The sequence below is a fragment of the Streptomyces sp. SID5464 genome, from assembly GCF_009862985.1.
Taxonomy (GTDB): Bacteria; Actinomycetota; Actinomycetes; order Streptomycetales; family Streptomycetaceae; genus Streptomyces; species Streptomyces chartreusis_D.
Genome location: NZ_WWIQ01000021.1, coordinates 155,880 through 168,852 on the forward strand (window position 1 = coordinate 155,880; position 12,973 = coordinate 168,852).

Genomic DNA, 12,973 nt, shown 5'->3' on the forward strand with positions numbered 1-12,973 from the left:
CCTCCGGCGTCAGCGCCGCCGCCAGCCGCGCCACCGGGGTCAGCGCGTCGTCGCGCAGCGCCTCCGCGGCGTCGAGCAGCACACCGCGGCCGGCTTCCTTGGGAACGCCGGCCGCCGCTCGCTCGTAGAGTTCGGCGCCTTCTTCGAGGACCAGACCCGGGTCGATCCCGGCCGGTACCTTTATGCCCGCCGTGTGGCGCCAGGTGGCCACCGGGTCGCTCCAGGCCTCCACCCGGAACGTCCAGCGGCCGACGGCGTCCGCGGTGACCTCGGCTCCCCAGCGGTCGCTGCCCGGGGCCAGCTCCCGCATCGGTGTCCACGGGCCGGGGCGGCCCTCCGGATCCTTCAGGACGACGTTGGCGGCGACCGCGTCGTGCCCCTCCCGGAACACGGTGGCGGTGACCTCGAACGTCTCTCCCACGACCGCCTTGGCCGGCCGGTTGCCGCTCTCCACGGCCGGGCGGACGTCCCGTACCGGGATACGGCCGATGGCCCGGGTCCTACTCATGGTCCTCACCTCCACCGTGCTCGAAAGCCGGGCCCACGGGCCCGGTTCAGGGACAGGACGTGCGGGAAGGCGGCTACCGTCCCGCGGGGGAGCGCCGTTCCGCCGCCGGCGGTCTTCGCCGGACCGCGGTGGCCGGACGGGGGCGTTCGTTCTGTTCCTGCAGACAGGTGACCTGCTGTTCCTGCAAATAGGCGACCTGGTTCGTGCGCAGATACCGCTCGGCCGCGTCCGCAGCCTCCCGCGCGCAGCGCTTTCCCATCAGGACGCAGAGCGTGTAGCCGGAGTCCTCGAACGTCGTCCGCACCGTGCGGTCGTTCGGTGCCGCGAGCATCACGCGTTCCCAGGCCCGGTAACGGCGCAACTGCCGGGCGACTTCGGCTTTGGCGGGTAGCAGCATGGCGCCGATCACCTTTCGGGCTTCGAGGGACACGGTCTCCCGACGGTCGGACGGCGGCCGTGCACAGCGGCACGGACCCGTAACGGCGATCGAGTTCTTCACACATGGTGCACGGGCGGCGACGCAGCGTCTTGTTGGATCTTCAACCAACAATGGCTCGGCCGAGTCGCCCAGGCCTGTCAAGACTTGCTCACTTGGGCGGTCAGGGGCATCAACTGTGCGCTCGTGTTGCACGAACGGGCTAGCACCCTCAGTCTGAGGGTGACTCAGAAGCGATACGCGCTCACGTTCCGTGTTCGGGGCTCGTCCCGCAGGACCGCGGGAGCGAGGAGGAGCTGAGCTTCGCGGTGAGGAGCCGACCGATGAAGACCGCAGTGCCCTGCTACTACCACCTCGACGTGGAAGTCAGCCCGGAACGGGTGGGACAGGTCAGCCGCATTCTGGCCGCTCACCTGAGGTTCTGGGACCTGGACAACCTGATCCAGCCCGTCTGCGGCGGTGCCGAGATGCTGCTCAAGGCCATCGACGAGCACGCCACGGACAAGAACACGTCGATCGAGATGTGGTGGAACGGCCAGCACCTGATCACCGCCATCGGGGACAACGACCGCGCTCTGCGCCCGGACCAGGAGCTGCGTGGCTGCCTGGAACACCTCGCGGCGATGAGCGACGGCTGGGGCTGCTGCGCCACCGAGACCGGCAGCAAGGTCATCTGGTTCTCGCAGCGCGCCCGGGCCGGCGAACGTGTCCCGCTGGTGCCGACCGCGCCCGCCCCGCAGCTTAGCGAGGGCCTCGACGTGCCCCGCGAGGTGCGCGTCGCGCAGCTGGCCGGCCCGGCCAGTACACCGGAAGAGGTCCTGGAGGACGCCCGGTGACCCGGCGGCAGACCCGGAAAGGGGTGTCCGCCTGGAGCGGACGCCCCTACCCGCTGGGCGCGGAGTACGACGGGGAGGGCACCAACTTCGCGCTCTTCAGCGAGGTGGCCGAACGCGTGGAGCTGGTCCTGGTGGACGACGACGGCACCCACACCCAGGTACCGCTGACCGAGGTCGACGGCTTCGTCTGGCACGGCTACCTCCCCGGCGTCGGCCCCGGCCGGCGCTACGGCTACCGGGTGCACGGGCCGTGGGCCCCGGCCGCCGGCCACCGCTGCAACCCGGCCAAGCTGCTCCTCGACCCCTACGCACGCGCGGTCGACGGGCAGGTCGACAACCACCCCTCGCTCTACGAACGCAACCCGGACGGCCCCGACCCGGCCGACAGCGCCGGGCACACCATGCTCGGCGTGGTGACCGACCCGGCCTTCGACTGGGGCGACGACACCCGGCCCTGCCGGCCCTACGCCGACACGGTGATCTACGAGGCGCACGTCAAGGGCCTGACCCGCACCCACCCCGAGGTGCCCGCCGAGCTCCGCGGCACCTACGCCGGGCTCGCCCACCCCGCGGCCGTCGAGCACCTCACCTCGCTCGGCGTCACGGCGGTGGAACTGATGCCGGTGCACCAGTTCGTCCACGACGGCGTGCTGCACGACCGCGGCCTGGCCAACTACTGGGGCTACAACACGATCGGCTTCTTCGCGCCGCACAACGGCTACGCCGCCCACGGCACCCGCGGCCAGCAGGTCGCCGAGTTCAAGTCGATGGTGAAGACCCTGCACGCGGCCGGGCTCGAGGTGATCCTCGACGTGGTCTACAACCACACCGCCGAGGGCAATGAGAACGGCCCCACCCTGTCCTTCCGGGGCATCGACAACTCCTCGTACTACCGTCTGGTCGACGGCGACTGGGAGCACTACTACGACACCACCGGCACCGGCAACAGCCTCCTGATGCGTCACCCCTACGTGCTCCAGCTGATCATGGACTCGTTGCGGTACTGGGTCACCGAGATGCACGTCGACGGCTTCCGCTTCGACCTCGCGGCCACCCTGGCCCGGCAGTTCCACGAGGTGGACCGGCTGTCGGCGTTCTTCGACCTGATCCAGCAGGACCCGGTGATCAGTCGTGTCAAGCTGATCGCGGAGCCGTGGGACGTCGGCGAGGGCGGCTACCAGGTGGGCAACTTCCCGCCGCTGTGGTCGGAGTGGAACGGCATGTACCGCGACGCGGTGCGGGACTTCTGGCGCGGTGAGGACCACACGCTCGGCGAGTTCGCCTCCCGGCTGACCGGCTCCTCCGACCTGTACCAGCACAGCCGGCGCCGACCGCGCGCAAGCGTCAACTTCGTCACCGCGCACGACGGGTTCACCCTGCGCGACCTCGTCTCCTACAACGACAAGCACAACGAGGCCAACGGCGAGGACAACCAGGACGGCGAGAGCACCAACCGGTCCTGGAACTGCGGCGCCGAGGGCGCCACCCGGGACCCGGCCGTCCTCGAGCTGCGCGCCCGCCAGCAGCGCAACTTCCTCGCCACGCTGCTGCTCTCCCAGGGCATCCCGATGCTCTGCCACGGCGACGAGCTCGGGCGCACCCAGCGCGGCAACAACAACGCCTACTGCCAGGACAACGAGATCTCCTGGATCGACTGGCGGCTCACCGAGGAGCAGCGCGACCTGCTGGAGTTCACCCGGTACGTCATCCGGCTGCGCACCGGGCACCCCGTGCTGCGCCGGCGCCGCTTCTTCCTCGGCGAGACCATGACCCGCGAGGACCAGCCGCTGCCCGACCTGGTGTGGCTGGCGCCGGACGCCCAGGAGATGACCGACGACGACTGGCAGCGCGGCGACGCGCACTCCGTCGGGGTCTTCCTCAACGGCGACGCCATCGCCGAACCCGACCCGTGCGGCCGCCCCGTCGTCGACGACTCGTTCCTCCTGCTGTTCAACAGTCACTGGGAGCCGGTCGACTTCCGCCTCCCGGACGCCGCCTACGGCGAGCGCTGGACGGCCCTGATCGACACCGCCGCCCCGGAGGGCGCGCCCGACGAGGCGGAGCACAAGGCGGGCACGGCCCTGACGGTCGACGCACGCAGCCTGGTGCTGCTGTCGCGGCCGTCCCGCACCAAGGCCAGGTGAGTGACGAGGATCGGGGGAGCAGCGGATCGGGGGAGTCGCGACGTCAGCGGCCCCGGCGCGCCGTCACCGTGAACTGCGCGCCGTCGTGGTCGCGCAGCACGGCCTCGTCGCTGCCCTTGGACAGCACGCTGCCACCGTGCAGTTCCGCGGCCCGGGTGCAGGCCTCGACGTCGTCGACGCTGAAGTGGACCTGCCAGTGCGGCCGGATCGTCGGGTCGGGAGCCGCCTCCAGCGCTCCCGACTCGATCCGCGCCACCACGTCTCCGCGGCTGCGCAGCACGACCTCCCCGCCCTCGTAGTGGACCTCGCAGCAGCCGGGACTCTCCGACGCCCAGTCGAGGACCTCGCCGTAGAAGATGGCGGCGTCGAAGGCGTCACGCGTGTGCAGCGTGATGAAGGCCGGCTGGGCGTTGCGCCAGGTCTCCCAGTCGGTGAACAGGTCGCCCTCCCAGATCCCGAAGGTCGCCCCGTCCCGGTCGGCCAGCAGCGCCGCCCGCCCCGGCGGCAGCGAGATCGGCCCGACCGCGACCGTGCCCATGCGTTCCTGCACCCGCGCCACCGCGTCGTCCGCGCTCCGCACGGCGAAGTACGGCGTCCACGCGACCGCCATCTGCCACATGGTGGCCACCCCCGCGATACCGGCCACCGGCGAGCCGTCCGCCAGGGCGATCCGGAACCGGTCGCCGAGTTTGGCCGGCCGCCATTGCCAGCCCAGCACGGCCCCGTAGAACTCCTCGGTCGCCTTGACGTCCCTGCTGGTCAGACTCACCCAGCACGGTGCGCCGAACACGGAGTGTGAAGAGATGACGTCTTTCGTGCCGGAGGGGGTGGGGGTGTCGTGGTTCATGGCAGTCGCGTCCTGATCTCGTCGGCCTGGCAGCCACCGGAGGAATGACACCAGTGTCCAACCGGAACCCCCGTGGGCGCCTGCCGAGTACCCCGGCGACGGCGCCGAAACGGCGTGGTGAACCGGCCTGGACCGCCCCGGTGGCACCGGGCGGGCCGAGTGACGACGATGGAGGCGTCGGACACTGCGTCAAGGCACTCAAGCACCACACGAGGCCATGGGGACAGCGGCGCACCGGACCCGGAGGTGACCATGCCCACGGACGGGGGCTCGGAGCGGATCTTCGAGTTGCAGGAGGAAGTCCGGCAGCTGAAGGAGGCGGTCGTCTCCCACGCGGTCGTGGACCAGGCGATCGGGATGGTCGTCGTGCTCGGCCGGATCTCGCCCGACCAGGGCTGGGCCGTGCTGAAGGAGGTCTCCCAGCACACCAACATCAAGCTGCGCCACGTCGCGGAACTCATCCTCGTCTGGGGACGCACCGGTGTGATGCCCCGGGAGATACGGGCCGAGCTGGAGGACGCCCTCGACCGCGCCGGACCGACCCAGATCCCCGAAGCGCCGCCGGAGCAGTGATCCGCCCGGCGGCGCCGACGTGGGGCGAAGCGGTCACCTGGCCTCGGTGAGCAGCTCCTCGCGCAGATGGGCGAAGCAGCTGCTGAGCAGCCGGGAGACGTGCATCTGTGAGATGCCGAGCTGCTCCGCGATGCGGCTCTGCGTCATGCCCTTGAAGAACCTCAGGTAGAGGATGATCCGCTCGCGCTCCGGCAGCGCCTCCAGACAGGGCTTGACGGCCACGCGGTTGACGACCGTGTCGAAGGCCGGGTCCGGCCCGCCGATCGCGTCCCCGAGGGCGTAGCCGTCCGTGCCGGGCATCTCCGCCTCCAGCGACAGGGCGGAGAAGCACTCCAGGGCCTCCATGCCGGTGCGCACCTCGCCCTCGGTGAGGTGGGCGTACTCGGCGATCTCGGCCACCGTGGGGGAGCGGCCGGAGGTGGTCTGCGACAGCTCCTTGGAGGCGTGCCGCACCCGGTTGCGCAGGTCCTGGACCCGGCGGGGGACGTGCAGCGTCCACATGTGGTCGCGGAAGTGGCGCTTGATCTCGCCGGTGACCGTCGGCACGGCGTAGGCCTCGAAGGCGTTGCCGCGCACCGGGTCGTAGTGGTCGACGGCTTTGACGAGACCGAGGGCCGCCACCTGGTAGAGGTCCTCCAGGGCCTCGCCCCGGCCCCGGAAGCGGACGGCGATCCGCTCGGCCATGGGCAGCCAGGCCTCGACCAGCTCGTCGCGCAGGGCCTTGCGCTCGGGCCCCTCGGGCAGCCGCGCGAGACGTTCGAACGCCGCGGCGGTGTCGGGGGCGTCGTCGTGGGGGTGCGTTCTGGTGCTGCCGGCGATACGCATGGTGCGCACCTCCCTGAGCAGGTGCCGAAAGGACAGACACCGCGGGAAGCACGGCTCGGACCACACGGAGGGCACCGGGGGCCCGGGCGGCTCCCACGGACGTGCCTCCGGTCCGAAGCACTTCATCGCCCATTCCCGGGCGGGGAGACCACGAAACAATTCCGACAATACGCCCATTCGTGAGCATCGGCCGTTTCTGGCGGCGCTGCCGTTTCGAGTGCAGCTCTTGACCCGGCCTTGGACCGATTACCTCTGTTACAGAGCTAATGTTCCGGACATGGAGCCGGAGACCTTCCCCGAAGCGCTGGCCGACGCGCTCGTCGGTGTCCAGCGGCTGATCCGGCGCCGTCTGCGCCGCGGGATGCCCGAGCCCCGGCTGCGCGGCGCCGAGGTGGAGCTGCTGCGCCTGGTCGTGACGCGACCCGGCATCGGCATCTCCGACGCGGCCAGGGACCTCGGGCTGGCGGCCAACTCGGTGTCGACCCTGGTCAACCAGCTGGTACGGGCGGGCTATCTGGTACGCGAGACCGACCCGGCCGACCGGCGGGCCGCCCGGCTGCTGCCCACGCCCGCCGCCGGGACACGGCTGCGCGAGTGGCGCCGCCGCCGCGCCGACCTCGTAGGACGCCATGTGTCGCGGCTCGACGAGGCGGACCGCCAGGCGCTGCACGCGGCGATCCCGGCCCTGCGCAAGCTGGCCGACACCCTGCACGAGGAGGCCGAGGAGTCATGACGCGCGACACCGACCGACCACAGTCCGACGCCGTCGCGTGCACCGGGCTCGTGTACGCCTTCGGCGAGACCCGGGCCGTGGACGGACTCGATCTCATGGTCCGGCAGGGCGAGGTCTTCGGACTGCTCGGCCCCAACGGCGCCGGCAAGACCACGGCCATCCGCTGCCTCACCACCCTGCTGCCGGTGCCGGCCGGCACGGTCCGCGTCTTCGGTCACGACGCCGCCGGCGACCGCATGGCCGTACGCCGCCTGCTCGGATACGTACCGCAGCAGCTGTCCGCGGACGCCGGTCTCACCGGGCGGGAGAACGTCACCCTGTTCGCCCGGGTCTTCGACGTGCCCCGCCGGGAACGCGCCGAGCGCGTCGCCCAGGCCCTGGCCGCGGTCGACCTCGGCGACGCCGCCGACCGGCTCGCCGCCACCTACTCCGGCGGCATGGTCCGTCGGCTCGAACTCGCCCAGGCCCTGGTCAGCGCCCCGCGGCTGCTGATCCTCGACGAGCCCACGATCGGCCTCGACCCGATCGCGCGCACCGGCGTCTGGGACCACATCGAAGCGGTCCGCGCGGCCACCGGCATGACCGTGCTCCTGACCACCCACTACATGGACGAAGCCGACCAGTACTGCGACCGGGTCGCCCTGATGCACCGCGGCCGGATCCGGGCCCTCGGCACCCCGGCCGAGCTCAGGGAAGGACTCGGCGCCCGCCGCCGCGCCGCGGGCGCGGCCGCGGACACGCTGCCCACGCTGGAGGACGTCTTCCGCGACGTGGCAGGCAGCGGTCTCGACGACGAGGCAGGAGATTTCCGCGATGTCCGAAGCACCCGCCGCACCGCCCGCCGCGTCGGCTGACCCCGTCACCGAACGCGCCATAGGCCTGCTGCTCAAGCCCCCGCAGCCCCGCGCCGGCTGGCGGCTGCTGCCCGCCCGCGTGGGCGCGATGTGCGCGGTCGAACTCCAGAAGCTGCGTCACGACCGCACCGAGCTCTACACCCGGGCGGTCCAGCCGGCCCTCTGGCTGCTGATCTTCGGCCAGACCTTCACCCGCATCAGGGCCATCCCCACCGGCGGCATCCCCTACGTCGACTATCTGGCGCCCGGCATCATCGCCCAGTCCGCGATGTTCATCGCCATCTTCTACGGCATCCAGATCATCTGGGAGCGCGACGCCGGCATCCTCAACAAGCTCCTCGTCACGCCGACCCCGCGCTCCGCGCTGATCACCGGCAAGGCCTTCGCGGCGGGCGTCAAATCGCTCGTCCAGGCGGTCGTGGTCCTCCTCATCGCCGCCCTGCTCGGCGTGGCACTGACCTGGAACCCGCTCGAACTGCTCGCCGTCGCCGCGATCGTCGTCCTCGGCTCGGCCTTCTTCTCCTGCCTGTCGATGACCATCGCCGGCATCGTCCTCAGCCGCGACCGCCTCATGGGCTTCGGGCAGGCGATCACCATGCCGCTGTTCTTCGGCTCCAACGCCCTGTACCCGGTGTCCGTGATGCCGGGCTGGCTCCAGGCGGTCAGCAAGGCCAACCCGCTCAGCTACGAGGTCGACGCCCTGCGCGGGCTCCTCCTCGGCACGCCCCACCACCTGGCCTCCGACTTCGCGGTGCTGCTCGTGGCCGCCGCGCTCGGCGTCACTGCCGCCTCGGCCCTGCTGGGCCGTCTGGCCCGTTGATCTTCACTCGGGAAAGTGATGTGCGGCACGCCGGGGCAAGCGCTTTCTCCGCTGGTTCCCGGATAACCGCTGGGCACGGCTTGATCACCGATCAAAAGGGATGAACTGCCAGGCCACAGCGCATTCTGCTCATTTGACAGTGCGCTGAGACCACAGATAGGAAGCAGCTTCCAGAGGTCGAGAGGTGCAGCGTGTACGAGCCGAACGTGGTCGGGGACTGGCAGGAGTACGACGAGCATGCCGGTCTGCGCGTCCGCGTCCACCGTCTGGAACTGGCCGAGCCGCCGCGCGGCCGTGACGACGCCGCCGACGGACTGACGTACTTCAGCCTCCGCGTGACCGTCGAGAACCGCGGCAGCCGGCACCTCGGCATCCACCTCGAGGACGGTCAGATCGACGTGCGGATCGGCCCGGACGGGGAGAGTGCCTTCCTCGACTGGCGCAACTCGCAGTTCATCGAGGGCTTCGACGTCTATCCGCTGCGCCGGGCCACCGCCGTGCTGTACGCGGCCGGCGCCGAGACGTCCCTGAGTCTCGTGGACGTCCAGGTCCAGCTGCGCGTCGAGGAGGAGTGGGCCGACCGCCGGCTGTGGTCGGGCGGCATCGGCGCCCACGAGGGGCCCGCCGGGGCGCAACCGGGCGCGCTGCGCGACAGCCTGGCCCACCAGGTGAGCGTCTTCCTCCAGGATCAGGCGGGGGAAGGCACCGCCTGATCCGGCGTCAGGGCGTCCGGCCGGTCAGTGCGGGATGCCGTCGATGATCTCGCGGGCACCCTGGCGCAGCAGGGCCACGGCGACCGAGGTGCCGAGCGTGGCCGGGTCGAGCCGGCCCGCCCACTCGTGGGCGTTCAGACGGGTCTTGCCGTCCGGGGTGAACACGCAGGCCCGCAGGGACAGTTCACCACCGCGGTCCACCCGCGCGAACCCGGCGATCGGGCTGTTGCAGTGCCCCTGGAGCACGTGCAGGAACATGCGCTCGGCGGTGGTCTCCCGGTGCGTGTCCGGGTCGCCGAGGCCGCTGACCGCGTCGATCAGGTCGGCGTCGTCCTCACGGCACTGGAGCGCCAGCACGCCCGCGCCGATGGGCGGCATCATCGTCTCGGTGGAGAGGATCTCGCTGATCACGTCCTGCCGGCCGATGCGCTCCAGGCCGGAGACCGCGAGCAGCAGGGCGTCGGCCTCTCCGGCTTCCAGCTTCGCCAGGCGACGGTTGGCGTTGCCCCGGAACGGCACGCACTCCAGGTGCGGGTGCGTGGCCGCCAGTTGGGCGACCCGGCGCACCGAGGAGGTGCCGATCCGCGTCCCGGCCGGCAGTTCGTCGAGGGTGAGCCCGCCCGGGTGGATCAGGGCGTCCCGGACGTCGTCCCGCTTGAGGAACGCGGCGAACACCGTCCCCGCGGGGAGCGGCCGGTCGGCGGGCACGTCCTTCATGCAGTGCACGGCCAGATCGGCCTCACCGGCCAGCAGTGCCGCGTCGACCTCCTTGGTGAACGCGCCCTTGCCCTCGACCTCGGACAGGTCGCCCATCCACTTGTCGCCGGTGGTCTTCACCGGTACGACCTCGGTGCGCACTCCGGGATGGGCGGCGGCCAGCTCCGTCCGGACTCGTTCCACCTGGGCGAGCGCCATGGGGGAGTCGCGGGAGACGATGCGGATCAGTTCGGGGACGGACATGCGGACACGATAGACCCTTCCGGGGGTACGTTTGTGCCGTACCTCCTCCGACCGCCCTTCGCCGCACGTCAGTTCGCGACGAGCGGCTCGCTCGGTTCGCCGCGATCGGGCGGTTGTGCGGCTGCCGGCCACCGCCATCGAGGAGGGCCGGACCTGTCCTCGATGACGGCACCAGGGCCGACTCCGCCTACCGTCTGCTGCCCGCCGGACGGCCCGGCCTCACTTCAGGTGGCGGTCCAGGAACCGGCACCCGTCCTCCAGCTCGAACCACGGGGTGCCGGTGTGCCCTCCGAGATTGGCGTGCAGCGTCTTCTCCTTGCTGCCGAAGGCGTCGAACAGGTCCAGGGCCCGTTGCCGGGGGTTCCCTTCGTCGTCCCACTGCAGCAGGAACAGCAGCGGAATGGTGATCTCCCGGGCCTCCTCGCGCTGGGCGCGGGGCACGTACCCCCCGGCGAAGAAGCCTGCGGCCGTGATGCGCGGCTCGACCGCCGCCAGCCGAATGCCGAGGGCGGTCCACCCTCCGGAGTACCCGACCGGGCCGCCGATCCCGGGCAGTTCGAGGAGGGCGTCCAGAGTGGTCTGCCATTCCGGGACCGCGTTCTCGACCAGCGGGCCGATGAAGGACTCGAAGAGCTCGTCGACCGGCTCGCCGGCCCGCATCGCCCGGCGGAGGTCGGCACGGGCCTGCTCGTCGGCGGCGGAACGGGGACGGTCACCGCACCCGGCGGCGTCGATGGTGGCCACCGCGTAGCCGCGCGCCGCGGTGTACCGGGCCCGGGCCACCAGCCGGGGTTCCGCCTTGGGCAGGCCGTTGTTGTGGGCCATCAGGACCAGCGGGGCCGGTGCGGATCCGGGCGTCCACAGGGTGCCGGGGATCTCGCCGAGGGTGAATTCGCGCTCGAGGACGCCGTCGTCGAGGCGCTTCTCAGAAGTGAATCGCATGGTCGTGCCTTTCGGGAGGGCTCTTGAACGGCGCTCCCGGACGACCTATCGCCCGACCGTGACCCCGGAGGGGAGCACCCATGTCGATACTGCGTCCACGGGTACCACCTCCTCGTTCTCTCGCACGGCCTCCGGGAGGCTAGCAACGGTCGCCGTGGTCCGCCAACGTGTTTTGGCGTAGGCATTCGGAGATCATTCACGGGACAGCCCTTACGGCCCGCACGCATGCGGGTTGTCAGTGGCTCCTGCCAGGATGCACAGATGACCTCAGCCGACCACCTCACCACCCTTGACGATCAGCCGCGTGCCCGCCTTCTGGAGCTGGTCGGCGCCATCGAACCGTGGGACGACGTGGAGCACGCCCATCTGGAGACCGCCACCCAGTGGATCGCCGGCGGAGCCCCGGTCTACCGGATGCGCGAGCCGGATGTTCCGGCGATGCACTTGGTGAGCTACTTCGTCGTCCTCGACGAGACGCGCGGGCAGCTACTGCTCGTCGCGCACCGCAAGGCGGGTCTGTGGCTGCCGACCGGAGGACATGTCGAGCCGGGTGAGGACCCGTGGACCGCGGTGGTCCGCGAATGCCGTGAGGAGCTGGGCATCCAGGCCGTGGCATCGCCGATCACCGGCGAGCATCCCCTCTTCCTCACCGTCACCCAAACTCGGGGGCACCGCCCGCACACCGATGTCTCGCTCTGGTACCTCCTCAGCGCCGACGCCCACACCATCACCTCCTGTGACCAAGGCGAGTTCAACGCGATCCGGTGGCTGACCGACGAGCAGGTGCTCGAGGAGTCGGACGAGCTGCTTGACCCCCACATGCACCGCTTCACCCGCAAGCTGCAGCACTACCGGTCCCGGTCCAGTGGGCATCACGGATAGCCACGGAAGCCTGTTCAGCCGTCGTAGGTGTGGAAGCCGCGGCCGCTCTTGCGGCCGAGGTGTCCTGCGGCGACCATGCGGCGCAGGAGGGCGGGCGGTGCGTACAGCGGCTCCTTGAACTCCTCGTACATCGACTCGGCCACGGCCTGGGCGGTGTCGAGGCCGATGAGGTCGAGCAGCCGCAACGGCCCCATGGGGTGGGCGCATCCGAGTTCCATGCCCCGGTCGATGTCCTCCGGCTGCGCGGCGCCCGACTCCACCATCCGTACCGCGCTGAGCAGATAGGGCACGAGGAGGGCGTTGACGACGAAGCCGGAGCGGTCGGGCGCCTGGATGGCCTGTTTGCCCAACTGCTCGGCGAAGTCCCGGGTGCGCTGCACGGTGTCCGCGCTGGTGAGGAGGGCGGGAATGAGCTCGACCAGCTGCTGCACGGGCACGGGGTTGAAGAAGTGCATGCCGATGACCTGCGCGGGCCGCTCGGTGACGACGGCGAGATCGACGACGGGGATCGATGAGGTGTTGGTGGCCAGGACTGCCGCGGGGTCCTCGACCGCCTTGTCCAGGATGCGCAGGACATCGGTCTTGATGTCGCGGTTCTCGGCGACGGCCTCGATGACGAACTGGCGGTCGGCCATGTCGCTGAGGTCGTGGGTGAAGGACAGCCTGGCGAGGGCCTGGTCCCGCTGCTCCTCGCTGAGCTTGGCACGCCGTACGCCTCGGTCGAGTGAGGCGGTGAGCCGGCGGCGGCCTGCCTCGAGCGCGTCCGGCGTGGCCTCGGCGACCCGGACGTCGATGCCGCTGCGGGCGGCGACTTCGGCGATGCCGGAGCCCATGAGGCCGCAACCGACAACGCCCAGGCGGGTAACGGGATCCATCAAAGGTCCTATCTCGTGTGAGTCG

15 protein-coding genes are annotated in these 12,973 nt (G+C 70.9%); 8 read left to right on the forward strand and 7 right to left on the reverse strand.

Annotated features, from left to right (window positions below; genetic code table 11):
- Together GTY47_RS14660 and GTY47_RS14665 are read right to left on the reverse strand one after the other, a co-directional pair.
- A partial coding sequence (locus GTY47_RS14660) for a maltotransferase domain-containing protein (protein WP_010033296.1) occupies positions 1–508 on the reverse strand: 508 nt, incomplete at its 3' end.
- Between the two features lie 73 nt (positions 509–581).
- The gene (locus tag GTY47_RS14665; RefSeq protein ID WP_010033302.1) at positions 582–905 is read right to left on the reverse strand and encodes a DUF5133 domain-containing protein; all 324 of its coding nucleotides are present in this window, start codon (positions 903–905) and stop codon (positions 582–584) included.
- A 362-nt stretch (positions 906–1,267) separates the two neighbouring features.
- On the opposite strand from GTY47_RS14665, the gene GTY47_RS14670 reads away from it, so the two are divergent.
- Positions 1,268–1,780, forward strand: a complete 513-nt coding sequence (locus GTY47_RS14670; protein WP_010033303.1) for a hypothetical protein — start codon at positions 1,268–1,270, stop codon at positions 1,778–1,780.
- A complete protein-coding gene (glgX, locus tag GTY47_RS14675; RefSeq protein WP_010033304.1) occupies positions 1,777–3,924 on the forward strand; it encodes a glycogen debranching protein GlgX in 2,148 nt (715 codons plus the stop codon). The genes GTY47_RS14670 and glgX overlap by 4 nt, the downstream gene beginning before the upstream one ends.
- Positions 3,925–3,967: 43 nt before the next feature.
- Here glgX and GTY47_RS14680 read toward each other — a convergent pair whose 3' ends face one another.
- Positions 3,968–4,771 carry a VOC family protein gene (locus tag GTY47_RS14680; protein WP_010033306.1) on the reverse strand — a complete coding sequence of 268 codons (804 nt, stop codon included), beginning with the start codon at positions 4,769–4,771 and terminating at the stop codon, positions 3,968–3,970.
- Between the two features lie 252 nt (positions 4,772–5,023).
- On the opposite strand from GTY47_RS14680, the gene GTY47_RS14685 reads away from it, so the two are divergent.
- Complete coding sequence (locus tag GTY47_RS14685) at positions 5,024–5,344, forward strand: ANTAR domain-containing protein (protein WP_010033311.1); 321 nt, start codon at positions 5,024–5,026, stop codon at positions 5,342–5,344.
- Between the two features lie 33 nt (positions 5,345–5,377).
- On the opposite strand, the gene GTY47_RS14690 is transcribed toward GTY47_RS14685, so the two are convergent.
- A complete protein-coding gene (locus GTY47_RS14690) occupies positions 5,378–6,169 on the reverse strand; it encodes an RNA polymerase sigma factor SigF (RefSeq protein WP_010033313.1) in 792 nt (263 codons plus the stop codon).
- A gap of 277 nt (positions 6,170–6,446) precedes the next feature.
- Between GTY47_RS14690 and GTY47_RS14695 the strand changes: the two genes are divergently transcribed.
- From GTY47_RS14695 to GTY47_RS14710, 4 genes are all read left to right on the forward strand, one after another.
- The gene (locus tag GTY47_RS14695; RefSeq protein WP_010033316.1) at positions 6,447–6,902 is read left to right on the forward strand and encodes a MarR family winged helix-turn-helix transcriptional regulator; all 456 of its coding nucleotides are present in this window, start codon (positions 6,447–6,449) and stop codon (positions 6,900–6,902) included.
- Positions 6,899–7,756, forward strand: a complete 858-nt coding sequence (locus GTY47_RS14700; RefSeq protein WP_010033318.1) for an ATP-binding cassette domain-containing protein — start codon at positions 6,899–6,901, stop codon at positions 7,754–7,756. Before GTY47_RS14695 ends, GTY47_RS14700 begins: the two co-directional genes overlap by 4 nt.
- Positions 7,716–8,576, forward strand: coding sequence for an ABC transporter permease (locus GTY47_RS14705; RefSeq protein WP_010033320.1), 861 nt, complete (start codon positions 7,716–7,718; stop codon positions 8,574–8,576). The genes GTY47_RS14700 and GTY47_RS14705 overlap by 41 nt, the downstream gene beginning before the upstream one ends.
- 191 nt (positions 8,577–8,767) lie before the next feature.
- On the forward strand, positions 8,768–9,289 hold the full coding sequence (locus GTY47_RS14710) for a hypothetical protein (protein ID WP_010033323.1): 522 nt from the start codon (positions 8,768–8,770) through the stop codon (positions 9,287–9,289).
- A gap of 24 nt (positions 9,290–9,313) precedes the next feature.
- Here the strand turns inward: GTY47_RS14710 and hemC are convergent, their stop codons facing one another.
- Positions 9,314–10,249, reverse strand: a complete 936-nt coding sequence (gene hemC, locus GTY47_RS14715; protein WP_010033326.1) for a hydroxymethylbilane synthase — start codon at positions 10,247–10,249, stop codon at positions 9,314–9,316.
- A gap of 219 nt (positions 10,250–10,468) precedes the next feature.
- On the reverse strand, positions 10,469–11,191 hold the full coding sequence (locus GTY47_RS14720; RefSeq protein ID WP_010033328.1) for a hypothetical protein: 723 nt from the start codon (positions 11,189–11,191) through the stop codon (positions 10,469–10,471).
- A gap of 261 nt (positions 11,192–11,452) precedes the next feature.
- On the opposite strand from GTY47_RS14720, the gene GTY47_RS14725 reads away from it, so the two are divergent.
- Positions 11,453–12,073 carry an NUDIX domain-containing protein gene (locus tag GTY47_RS14725; protein ID WP_010033330.1) on the forward strand — a complete coding sequence of 207 codons (621 nt, stop codon included), beginning with the start codon at positions 11,453–11,455 and terminating at the stop codon, positions 12,071–12,073.
- 14 nt (positions 12,074–12,087) lie between these two features.
- On the opposite strand, the gene GTY47_RS14730 is transcribed toward GTY47_RS14725, so the two are convergent.
- Positions 12,088–12,948 (reverse strand): 3-hydroxybutyryl-CoA dehydrogenase, encoded by an 861-nt coding sequence (locus GTY47_RS14730; protein ID WP_029180723.1) that lies wholly within the window; start codon positions 12,946–12,948, stop codon positions 12,088–12,090.
- Positions 12,949–12,973: the final 25 nt, after the last annotated feature.

Excerpts from the sequence above, each read along its gene's own strand:
- GTY47_RS14665 (WP_010033302.1), bottom strand. The coding sequence starts at position 905 with ATGCTGCTACCCGCCAAAGCCGAAGTCGCCCGGCAGTTGCGCCGTTAC.
- GTY47_RS14670 (WP_010033303.1), top strand. The coding sequence starts at position 1,268 with ATGAAGACCGCAGTGCCCTGCTACTACCACCTCGACGTGGAAGTCAGC.
- GTY47_RS14680 (WP_010033306.1), bottom strand. The coding sequence starts at position 4,771 with ATGAACCACGACACCCCCACCCCCTCCGGCACGAAAGACGTCATCTCT.
- GTY47_RS14685 (WP_010033311.1), top strand. The coding sequence starts at position 5,024 with ATGCCCACGGACGGGGGCTCGGAGCGGATCTTCGAGTTGCAGGAGGAA.
- GTY47_RS14690 (WP_010033313.1), bottom strand. The coding sequence starts at position 6,169 with ATGCGTATCGCCGGCAGCACCAGAACGCACCCCCACGACGACGCCCCC.
- GTY47_RS14695 (WP_010033316.1), top strand. The coding sequence starts at position 6,447 with ATGGAGCCGGAGACCTTCCCCGAAGCGCTGGCCGACGCGCTCGTCGGT.
- GTY47_RS14700 (WP_010033318.1), top strand. The coding sequence starts at position 6,899 with ATGACGCGCGACACCGACCGACCACAGTCCGACGCCGTCGCGTGCACC.
- GTY47_RS14705 (WP_010033320.1), top strand. The coding sequence starts at position 7,716 with ATGTCCGAAGCACCCGCCGCACCGCCCGCCGCGTCGGCTGACCCCGTC.
- hemC (WP_010033326.1), bottom strand. The coding sequence starts at position 10,249 with ATGTCCGTCCCCGAACTGATCCGCATCGTCTCCCGCGACTCCCCCATG.
- GTY47_RS14720 (WP_010033328.1), bottom strand. The coding sequence starts at position 11,191 with ATGCGATTCACTTCTGAGAAGCGCCTCGACGACGGCGTCCTCGAGCGC.
- GTY47_RS14725 (WP_010033330.1), top strand. The coding sequence starts at position 11,453 with ATGACCTCAGCCGACCACCTCACCACCCTTGACGATCAGCCGCGTGCC.
- GTY47_RS14730 (WP_029180723.1), bottom strand. The coding sequence starts at position 12,948 with ATGGATCCCGTTACCCGCCTGGGCGTTGTCGGTTGCGGCCTCATGGGC.